At 68.7% G+C, this 8530-nt stretch carries 5 protein-coding genes; 4 read left to right on the top strand and 1 reads right to left on the bottom strand.

Annotated features, from left to right (window positions below; translation table 11 throughout):
• A partial coding sequence (locus VFB40_RS19105) for an arabinofuranosidase catalytic domain-containing protein (RefSeq protein ID WP_349261549.1) occupies nucleotides 1-978 on the bottom strand: 978 nt, incomplete at its 3' end.
• Nucleotides 979-1968: 990 nt separating this feature from the next.
• Here VFB40_RS19105 and VFB40_RS19100 point away from each other — a divergent pair.
• The 4 genes from VFB40_RS19100 (at nucleotide 1969) to VFB40_RS19085 (ending at nucleotide 8479) form a co-directional block, all read left to right on the top strand.
• Complete coding sequence (locus tag VFB40_RS19100) at nucleotides 1969-5298, top strand: cellulose binding domain-containing protein (RefSeq protein WP_324852555.1); 3330 nt, start codon at nucleotides 1969-1971, stop codon at nucleotides 5296-5298.
• A 118-nt stretch (nucleotides 5299-5416) separates the two neighbouring features.
• The gene (locus tag VFB40_RS19095; protein WP_324852553.1) at nucleotides 5417-6403 is read left to right on the top strand and encodes an LLM class flavin-dependent oxidoreductase; all 987 of its coding nucleotides are present in this window, start codon (nucleotides 5417-5419) and stop codon (nucleotides 6401-6403) included.
• Between the two features lie 71 nt (nucleotides 6404-6474).
• Nucleotides 6475-7458 (top strand): aldo/keto reductase, encoded by a 984-nt coding sequence (locus tag VFB40_RS19090; RefSeq protein ID WP_324852551.1) that lies wholly within the window; start codon nucleotides 6475-6477, stop codon nucleotides 7456-7458.
• 175 nt (nucleotides 7459-7633) lie between these two features.
• Nucleotides 7634-8479, top strand: coding sequence for an SAM-dependent methyltransferase (locus VFB40_RS19085; protein WP_324852549.1), 846 nt, complete (start codon nucleotides 7634-7636; stop codon nucleotides 8477-8479).
• Nucleotides 8480-8530: the final 51 nt, after the last annotated feature.

The following is an 8530-nucleotide window of genomic DNA, read 5'->3' as shown; positions in this document are numbered from 1 at the left end:
GTGCGTGCCGTCGAAGACCGCGTATTCACCCTCGGGGTTGTCACCGGTAGCGGTACCCGTGGCGGTGTTGTCCCGGTAGCCGGTTCCCGGCGGGATGTAGACCCCGTACGCCTTGTGGCCGTTGAGGGTGGTCGGCGCACCAGTGGCATTGGCGAGGTTGTCCGGCCCGGGCGCGGCGCCGCCGGCAGGGGCCTGAGTCAGGTTGTTGTGGCGGCCCGACTGGTCGTAGATGATCGTGATCACGCAGCTGGTGCCGGCGCAGAACGAGTCCTGCGACGCGGCGTCCGCGACGCCGCCGGCGCTGACGACGCCGATGTCCCGCGTGGTGTTGTCCGAGGAGCGGCGCACCTGGTACAGCGCACCGCTGTAGGTCGAGTACAGGGCGCGGGTCGTGGAATGCGCTGCCACGCAGGGCGTGCCACCGGCCGCGAAGATGTCACAGACGCCCTGGCCGGGAGGCGGAGGAGTGGGCGACGAGGACGGAGACGAGGACGGTGAGGCGGACGGCGACGTCGAGGGCGAGGTGCTCGGGGTCGACGACGGAGACCCGCTCGTCACGCCGCCGGTGCAGGCGACGCCGTTGAGGCTGAAGGAGGCCGGAGCCGGGTTCGAGCTGTTGTTCCACGAGCCGTTGAACCCGAAGCTGGTGCTCGCCCCGGTGCCCAGCGAGCCGTTGTACGAGACGTTGGTGACCGTCACGTTCGCGCCGGACTGCGTGTAGCTGCCGTTCCACAGCTGGGTGATGGTCTGCCCTGCGGTGAACGACCAGGTCAGGCTCCAGCTGCTGATCGGGCTGCCGAGGTTGGTGATGGCCACGTTCGCGCCGAAGCCACCCGGCCACTGCGAGCTGACCGTATAAGAGACCGAACAGCCGCTCGTGGCGGCCTGCGCGGTCACCGCGACCAGCGTGCCGCCGATGGTGACCAATCCGGCGGCGACGGTGGTGGCCACCGCCGCGCGCCTTCGGAGAGAGCGCATCGAAACCTCCTGTGTTAGCGCTAACATTCCGGTCGCCGGGTGCCCGCCGTAGGGATCGGAGCGAGTGGGTTTGCCCGTAAACCCGCGGCACGGTGACCGCGATTCGCGCGGCCTCGGTGGCGGCGACAGGCGTATTTTGCTGATATCCGCGGCCGCGCACAACAGCGGGGAAAGAGGGCGCTGGTCGGAGGTCGAACCGCGCCGGTGGCGCCGCGCGCCTGATAGCTCTGAGCAGCGGATATGCGCTCGAAGGTAGATTGTTCGGCAGATGGCGGAAAGGCCGCGCCGCGAAAGTTTCCATTCCTTGACGCATTGCCACGAGCTTCACGTGCAAAGCCATGGAAAGGTAAGAATTAATCGAACGTTCGACGCCGGGGAACAGATCCGAACAGGCAGCGACCGAGAATACACGCGATGATCGAGGTAGAGACTCGAGCCCATGGCGATGGGGTCGTGTCGACCGGTCAGTGACGGCTGACCGGTCGACACGACCGGTGAACCCGGCGGGTGCGCGCGGCCCATGCTCCGCTGACCCGCGCGGGCGTCTTCGGGCGTCCGCGAGGCTTGTGTGTTACCGCTCACAGTTACGGCGATCTCGATCTCCTGACGTGCGCGTGGTGGGATGTGAGGACCCGTTGTGCCGCATCGCTCCGTGAAGCTGCCAAAACAGTTCGGAAACCTCAAGAGCGGCCGGTGCCCCCCGTGGCGCTCCCAGCGGCTCGCTTCACCGAATCCCCACCGCGATCTCGCCTTTTGATTCCCTTCGGCACCGAGCTTCCGGCGCGGCGCGCGGGAGCGGATCAAGAAACTTTCATGCCGGTACGACGGCCGTCGAAGTCTCGTCGCAGATAGACATCCCACGACTCGCCGTGCGCGTCGCGGCATCGCCGAGGCGTAGACGGGATGCGGATTGCCGCGCTACAACATCCTGCGATGTGTCCGCTGTTGTGCCGCATCAACACGACATTGCGACGCATCGAGGGAGGACTTGTGTCCGCTCGCCCCAGACTGCTGCGGTTCGCAGCTGCCGCAACGGCACTCTCGCTCGCCCCGCCGTTAGCGATCGCCCTCGGTTCGAGCACGCCGGCTGCGGCCGCGACCACGACCACCGCCTGGCAGAACGGGGCCTTCTCGCAGAACATCGGCGGGATCGTCTCGCGCTCGAACGTGGTGATCGGCAAGGCCAATACCTCCGCGACCCAGTTCCTGCCGCTGGGCAACGGCTCACTGGGTGTGGCTGCCTGGGCCGCGAACGGCTTTACCGCGCAGCTCAACCGCAGCGACACGATGCCCTACCGGCTCTCGCCGGGCCAGGTGAACATTCCCGGGCTCTCGGCGCTGACCTCGGCCTCGAACTTCGTGGGTTACCTGGACCTGTACAACGGGGTGCTGCACGAGTCCGGCGGCGGAATGAGCATGACCGCCTGGATCCCCGCGGCCAAGGACGAACTGATCGTCGACGTGACCGGCGCGAACCCGGGCACGCGGGTGACCGCGAGCGTGAACCTGTGGAGCGGGCGCACGCCGACCGCGTCCGCCTCGGGGTCGATCGCGAGCCTGGCGCAGTCCTGGTCGGACAACTCGCAGTCCGGGCACTCGAATCAGACCTTCGGGGCGATGGCCGCGATCACCGCGGCGGGCTCGAACGTGTCAGCCTCCGTGGTCAACTCCACGCAGGTGCAGGTGGCGTTCAACCCGAACAGCGACGGCTCGTACCGGGTGATCGTGGCCTCGCCGTCATGGACCGGCGGCAACGCGAACTCCACCGCATCCACCCTGATCGGCACGGACGCCACCGCGCCCGTCTCCTCTCTGCTCGCGACACAGTCCGCCTGGTGGAACAACTACTGGACGAACAGCGGGCTGATCGAGGCGAACTCCTCGGACGGCACCGCGCAGTACCTGGAGAACCTGCACACGCTCTACCTGTACTTCGAGGCCGGGATCATGCACTCCGGACAGTACCCGGGCAGCCAAGCGGGGCTGGCCGACCTGTACAACTTCAACCAGGACCATCAGGCCTGGTACCCGGCCGGCTACTGGCTGTGGAATCTGCGCGGCCAGATCCAGGCGAACCTGGACTCGGGCGACTTCGCGCAGAACATCCCGATCTTCGACATGTACCTCAATGATCTGCCGGCGATCGAGTCCTGGACCAGCGCGCAGATGAACGGCAAGCCCGGCGCGTGCGTCCCCGAGACGATGCGATTCAACGGCAACGGCTACTACAACGGCGGCGGCACGAACGCAAACGCCTCGTGCGCGGTGGCCTCCAGCCCCAGCTTCAACGCCGAGACGATCACCAGCGGCGCGGAGATCGCGCTGTGGATCTGGCAGCAGTACCAGGACACCGGCGATCGCAGCTTCCTGAGCAAGTACTACCCGGTGCTGCAGCAGACCGCGACGTTCCTCAACGCCTGGCAGAGCGTCGGCTCGGACGGCTACCTGCACGCGGTCGCCAACGCGCACGAGACCCAGTGGGCCGTGCAGGATCCGACCACTGACATCGCCGCGGACCAGGCGCTGTTCACCGACACCGTGAACGCGGCGACGATCCTGGGCACCGACGCCTCGCTCGTCTCCCAGTTGCGCAGTGCCCTGACGCACATCGAGCCGTACGCCCGCACCGACGAGAACAGCCACAGCCAGCTGCTCGGCCCGTCCGCGGACTCCTCCGGCACCGACGTGATCGGCAACTCCTACCAGCCGACCGCGGCGACGCACAACGTGGAGAACCTGGGTCTGGAGCCGGTCTGGCCCTACGGCGTCATCGGCGACAACACGGTCGTGAGCGGCGACAACCTGACCGCGCTGGTCGACCGTACCTACCAGCACCGCCAATACGTCAACAACCCCGACTGGACCTACGACTCGATCCAGGCCGCGCGCCTGGACATGTCCTCCGAGGTCGCCAACGACCTGGTGGCCAGCACCAAGTCCTACCAGGTCTACCCCTCCGGCCTGGCCGCGTGGAACCCGGGCACGCTCGACGAGCCGTACCTCGAGCACGACTCCAACGTCGCCGCCACCCTGGACGAGGCGCTGGCCACCGACTACGACGGCACGCTGCGCTTCGCCCCGGCCTGGCCCTCCGGCTGGGACGGCTCAGGCCGGCTCTACATCCAGGGCGGATCAAAGGTCGACGTCCAGGTCGAGGGCGGCACCCTGGCCACCGCCGCGATCGAGGCCGGCTCCACCGGAACGATGAACGTGCGCAACCCCTGGTCCGGACAGCAAGCGGAGGTCGTCAACGGCTCCAGCGGCGCCGTCGTCGTCGCGGCGACCACCGCCGCGACGCTCAGCGTCCCGGTCACCGCCGGCCAGACCTACCTGGTCGAACGACCCAGCGCGCCGACCACGTCGCTGCCCTTCGCGCAGGTCACCGGCACCCCGGCCCGCTCCTACCGGCAGCTGGGGAGCGTGAGCATCGGCCTGGGCGGCAACAGCCTGCCCGCCGGCAACACCGTCACGGTGACCAGCCCCGGCGACCAATCCGGGACCGCGGGCACGCCGGTCAGCGCCGTGCAGGTGCACGCGACCGATTCCGCCGCGAGCGAGACGCTGACCTTCACGGCGGCCGGCCTTCCGCCGGGATTGTCGATCAGTTCCTCTGGCCTGATCTCGGGTACCCCGACCGCGTTCGGGAACTTCAGCGTGACCGTCACGGCGACCGATTCGACCGGCGCGTCGGGTTCGGCCTCCTTCACCTGGACGGTCACCGACGCCACCGGAAACTCCGTGACGGTCACCAACCCGGGCAGCCAGACCGGGACCATCGGGACGCCCATCAGCGGCCTGCAACTCCAGGCAACGGATTCGACGCCAGGACAGACGCTCATTTACACGGCCACCGGCCTGCCGCCAGGACTGTCGATCAGCTCCTCCGGCCTGATCACCGGAACGCCGACTACCGCGGGATCCTTCGTCGTCACGGCGACGGCGAGTGACTCCCTCGGCACGTCGGGCTCGGCGACCTTCTCCTGGACGATCACTACCGGCAGCACCGGCGGGACGTGTCAGGTCTCCTACGTGAAGAACGAGTGGTCCGGCGGTTTCACCGCGAACGTGACGGTCACCAACACCGGCACCTCCGCGATCAACGGCTGGACGCTGAAGTGGACCTTCCCCGGAGACCAGAAGGTCACCAACGCCTGGAACGCCACCCTCACGCAATCCGGCAGCGCCGCCACAGCCGCCAACGTCAGCTACAACGCGAGCATCGCGCCCGGCGGCAACGTCCAATTCGGCTTCCAAGGCACCTGGGCATCGAACGACACCAGCCCCAGCGCCTTCACCCTCAACGGAAGCAACTGCAACTGACGCGCTGAGAGCGCTGCGGGTCCCGCCCTCGCCACCCCGGCGGCGGGGGCGGGACTCAAACTTCGGGTCCGGGTGTTGTGCTGAGGGTCAGCGCGATCACACCGGAAGCGAAGAACGTATGAAGTACTCTCTGCTTGATGTAGCAGCCGTCGGCCAAGGCGAAACTCCGGCCGACGCGCTGCACGGCGCCGTACCGCTCGCCCAGGCCGCCGAACGGCACGGCTACCACCGCGTCTGGTACGCCGAGCACCACAACATGCCGCAGATCGCTTCGGCCGCCACCAGCGTGCTGATCGCGCACGTGGCCGCGCACACCTCGCACATCCGGCTCGGCGCGGGCGGGGTGATGCTGCCCAACCACGCCCCGCTGCTGATCGCCGAGCAGTTCGGCACCCTGGCCGAACTGCACCCCGGCCGCATCGACCTGGGCCTGGGGCGCGCCCCCGGCTCGGACCGCACCACCATGCGCGCGCTGCGGCGCACCGACGAGTCGGCGGACGCCTTCCCGCAGGACGTCCTGGAACTGCAGGGCTACCTCGCCGGCGAGACCCGCGTTCCCGGCGTGCGGGCAACCCCCGGCGACGGGACCAACGTGCCGCTGTACATCCTCGGCTCCTCCCTCTTCGGGGCCCAGCTCGCCGCCGCGCTCGGGCTGCCGTACGCGTTCGCCTCGCACTTCGCCCCGGCGGCCCTCGAAGCCGCGGCTGCGACGTACCGGTCGGAATACCGGCCCAGCGCGCAGCACCCCGAGCCGTACCTCATCGTCGCCGCGAACCTGGTCGCCGCCGAGTCCGCGCAGGAGGCCGAGGCTCAGTACCAGGCGGCGCTGCGCTGGCGCGCCCGGCGGTTCCTCGTCCCCGGCCGCGAAGTGACCGCGGCTCAGCTCGACGAGCTGCTTGCGTCGCCGTCCGGGCAGCGGATACGCGGCATGATGCGCCGCACCGCCGCCGGAACTCCCGACCAGGTGGGCGACTACCTGACTGCGCTGGCTGAGGAGACCCGGGCCGACGAGCTGATCCTGGCTCCCGCCGCCACCAGCCGGGCACAGCGGCTGCGCGCCGTCGAGCTCGTGCCGATGCCCGCACTCGAAATGAACCCGGCTTGACCTAGAGTGCGCTCTAGCATCCAGACTCCTTCCCCGTACCCGTGATTGCCGGGCCGGAGGAGAGCAGCCCCATGAAATACCGCACGATCGGCACCGATCCGCAGACCCGCCGCGAGGTGAGCGTCCTGAGCCTCGGCGCGATGCGCTTCGGGACGGTGACGGACGAGCCGACGTCTTTCGCGATTCTCGACCGATTCGTCGGGGCCGGTGGCACGTTCATCGACACCTCGGACAACTACGCGTTCTGGGTCCACGGCGATCAGGGCGGGCAGAGCGAGGAACTGCTCGGCCGTTGGCGGCGCAGCCGGGGCGTCGGGGACGAGATCTTCATCGCCACGAAGGTCGGCGCCCGTCCCCTGGCGCCCGGGACCGGCTACACCGACAACCCGGAGGGCCTGTCTGCGGCGGTGATCCGCGAGTCCGCGCAGCGCAGCCGCGAACGGCTCGGTGTGGACCGGCTCGACCTGCTCTACGCGCACATCGAGGACCCGAAGACGCCGCTGCAGGAGACCGTCGAGGGCTTCGCGAGCCTGGTGTCTGAGGGAACGGTCGGCCTGCTGGGCGTCAGCAACCACTGGTCCTGGAAGGTCGAGCGCGCCCGAACCCTCGCCGCCGCGGCCGGACTTCCCGGCTACGAGGTGCTTCAGTATCAGCACAGCTACCTGCGCGGCCGCACGGAGATGAGCACGGCGCTCTCCCGCGACGGGCATCAGGGCATCGTGGGCGGAGAGCTTCTCAGCTATCTGCGAGCCGAGCCTGACCTGGCGCTGGTGGCGTATTCGCCGCTGCTCAACGGCGCCTACGTGCGCGAGGATAAGCCTCTGGGCGACGCGTATGACCACGCGGGCACGCCTCCGCGCCTCGCCGCATTGCACGACGTCGCCAAGCAGACCGGTGCGTCCGTGAACCAGGTGGTCCTGGCCTGGCTGATCGGCGGCGAGGTCCCGGTCATACCGCTCGTCGGCGCCTCATCCGTGGCCCAGTTGGACGAGAGCCTCGCTGCCGTCGACCTGGAGCTGACCGCGGAGCAGCGCACCCGGCTCGACGAGGCCTAGATACCGAGGCCCAGATACACGATCCTGCTGCTGCACCGGCGTGACCTTCCAAGAGATCGTCTCGAACGACCTGCCGTAGAGGTGTTCGAGTGCCGACGGTAGTGTCAGGGCGCAGCGTTGCCGTCGGCTCGTGCGCCGACCGTGAGGGTTGAGCGAGGGAAGGAAGGGGTCTGTCATGCCGCATCGTCCGGCGTGGGCACCCGATGACGTGGAGATCGAGCGTCCGTCTGCGGCACGGATGTACGACTTCTATCTCGGCGGTTCGCACAACTTCGAGGCCGACCGGGAGCTGGCCCGCCTCGCGGTGAGCCACTGGCCGGATCTGCCGCTGGTGATGCGGGCGAATCGGGCGTTTCTGCGGCGCGCGGTGCGCTATCTGGTGGAGCAGGGCGTTACCCAGTTCCTGGATCTCGGATCGGGCATCCCGACAGTGGGGAACGTGCACGAGGAGGCGGCCGCGGCCAACCCCTCGTGCCGCGTGGTGTACGTGGATGTCGATCCGGTGGCGGTGGCGCATAGCAGGCTTCTGCTCCAGGGGGTGCCAGGCGCGGCGGTCGTGCACGCCGATGCGCGCGACATCGACTCCGTGCTGTCCGCGGCGCAGACGCGGACGCTGCTGGATCTGTCGAAGCCGGTGGCGGTGATGATGGTCGCGCTGTTGCACTTCGTGCCGGACGCCGACGATCCGGTCGACCTGGTGGCCCGCTACCGCGAGGCGATGGCGCCGGGCAGCTATCTGGCCGTCAGCCACGCGACCGTCGATGGAGTCGGGGAGCTGATGCGCGACCACGAGCGGATTTATCAGCGCTCTGCCACACCGATCTACGCGCGCACCCGGGCTCAGGTGCAGGCTCTGTTCGACGGATTCGAGCTGGTCGAGCCGGGTGTGGTGTTCCTGCCGCTGTGGCGGCCTGACCCGGAAGAGCCGCCGGTCGAACAGCCCGAGAGGTTCAGCGGATACGCCGCGGTCGGCCGCATACTGCCGGCGTCCGGGACGCAAGAGGCCACGCGGGAGAGATAAGGCGGACGCTGGCTCCCGCGAGTGCCGCCGGCCCGGGATAGCAGTACTTTC

This window comes from Actinocrinis sp. (genome assembly GCF_035650855.1).
Lineage (GTDB): Bacteria > Actinomycetota > Actinomycetes > Streptomycetales > Catenulisporaceae > Actinocrinis.
Note: the sequence above shows the minus strand (reverse complement) of the source record. Positions and strands in the feature narration are given on the sequence as shown.